The sequence below is a fragment of the Iodobacter sp. CM08 genome, assembly GCF_033446605.1.
Classification (GTDB): Bacteria; Pseudomonadota; Gammaproteobacteria; order Burkholderiales; family Chitinibacteraceae; genus Iodobacter.
Map to the genome: position 1 here is coordinate 485 of NZ_JAWQUO010000090.1, position 1,783 is coordinate 2,267.

General features: G+C 45.1%; 2 protein-coding genes and 1 pseudogene. 2 read left to right on the forward strand and 1 reads right to left on the reverse strand.

The annotated features are described in order from the left end of the window. Positions 1–220 precede the first annotated feature (220 nt). Positions 221–359: pseudogene (locus R6242_RS22365) on the reverse strand (terminase gpP N-terminus-related DNA-binding protein); the annotation flags it as partial. A gap of 159 nt (positions 360–518) precedes the next feature. On the opposite strand from R6242_RS22365, the gene R6242_RS22155 reads away from it, so the two are divergent. Both R6242_RS22155 and R6242_RS22160 read left to right on the forward strand, forming a co-directional pair. Then, complete coding sequence (locus R6242_RS22155; RefSeq protein ID WP_318431051.1) at positions 519–1,307, forward strand: GPO family capsid scaffolding protein; 789 nt, start codon at positions 519–521, stop codon at positions 1,305–1,307. 57 nt (positions 1,308–1,364) lie between these two features. Beyond that, positions 1,365–1,679, forward strand: a complete 315-nt coding sequence (locus R6242_RS22160; protein ID WP_318431053.1) for a P2 family phage major capsid protein — start codon at positions 1,365–1,367, stop codon at positions 1,677–1,679. The last annotated feature ends 104 nt before the right edge of the window (positions 1,680–1,783 follow it).

Genomic DNA, 1,783 nt, shown 5'->3' on the forward strand with positions numbered 1-1,783 from the left:
CTTAGCGCGATATAGGACGAAAACTTATTCCTGTTTTTTCTTCCGTAGCTGAAATTTCTTTAACTAAACGACAGCGCCGTTTACCTTGCATAGCGTTCCTAATTATTTATGAGCAAATCAATTTCTTTAAAGTCGATGCCTTCTTTTTTGTCCTTATTCAAAAGCAGGATATAGCGCGATTCCAGCGACTCTTCGACGCGCTCAATCAGCTTCTTTTTGTCCCATTCATCGCGCCGTTTCCAGCTATGCACCGTGGCGGGTTTTTCGCCTAATGATTCCGCAATCCGTGAAATACGCCAGCCTGACCAATACAGGCGGCGGGCCTCAATACGGGGGTCTTTGATGTTTATATTTTCCATAGCCAAAGGCTAAGGGAATAAAACAGAGGTGTATTTGATTGGCTTTTGTGAAATAGAGATTCACAAAAGGCGTGAATTGATGGGGGTTTAATTTGTGTTGATAGTGGGGGCTACCGAGATAAGCCACTTATTCAATTCAAATAAATCGCAGAAGGATATATGAAATATAAATCTTTTCGAGTTGCCACCGAAGGCTCCACCACAGATGGCCGCAAGATCACCCGTGAATGGCTTAGCCAAATGGCCAAAAATTACAACCCTAAGCAATTTGGGGCGCGCATTAATTTAGAACACATCAAGGGCATTTATCCAGATAGCGTGTTTAAAGCCTATGGCGATGTGATTGCTGTATCCGTCAAAGAAGAAGACGGCGCAATGGCGCTATTTGCCACCATCGACCCGACGGCTGATCTGATCAAAATGAATAAAGATCGGCAAAAAGTTTACACCTCTATCGAAGTAGACCCCGACTTTGCAGGCACAGGCGAAGCCTATCTGGTGGGCCTAGCGGTTACAGACAACCCCGCCAGCCTAGGTACAGAGATGCTGCAATTTTCTGCCACTGCCGGCAACAACAGCCCGCTATTTTCTCGTAAAACAAATAAAGCCTGTTTGTTTACTGATGCCATTGAATTTGCGCTCGAAGAAGAGCAAGAGGAAGCCCCCACCGTGTCTATTTTAGATTCAGTTAAAAAAATCTTTGCCAAAAAAGAAGTAAAAGCCAATCAGCAATTCTCAGATATTCAGCAAGCCATTGAAGCCGTGGCCGAGTATCAAGCCGAAACTGCCGAAGGCCATAGCACGCTTAATAGCCGTATTGATGAATTAAACGCCAGCATTACCGAACTGCGCGAATTCAAATCAAAGATTGAAAACGAACCGGCGCACTTATCAGGCAATCGAGATAAAGCCACCGGCAGCGCGGTGTCTTTAGAAACAGACTGCTGATTAATTAATATCCCGCCATTCAATAAAAATAATTCAATACCCGATTAAGGAAACACCATGCGCAATGAAACGCGAATTGCCTATAACGCTTTTGAAAAAAAAGTTGCTCAATTAAATAATGTTCCCGCTGCAAGTAAAACCTTTACGGTTGATCCATCCATTCAGCAAAAACTAGAAACCCGTGTGCAACTATCGAGCAGCTTCCTCGGTAAGATCAATATGCCAGCCGTCACAGAGATGGAAGGTGAAAAACTGGGGCTAGGCGTGACCGGCACGATTGCAGGCCGCACCAATACTAAAAAAAATCCGCGTAAAACGCGTGATGTAACGGGATTAAGTTCTGGCCGCTATCGCTGTGTTCACGCCGATTGAAATTTGACCCACCCTGCCGATCGAATTTTGACCCAGGGCCGAGCGTTGCTTTTTATCGGAGCAACTGTGGATAAGTCTAGCAAATAGCGGGCCACTCACCCGCT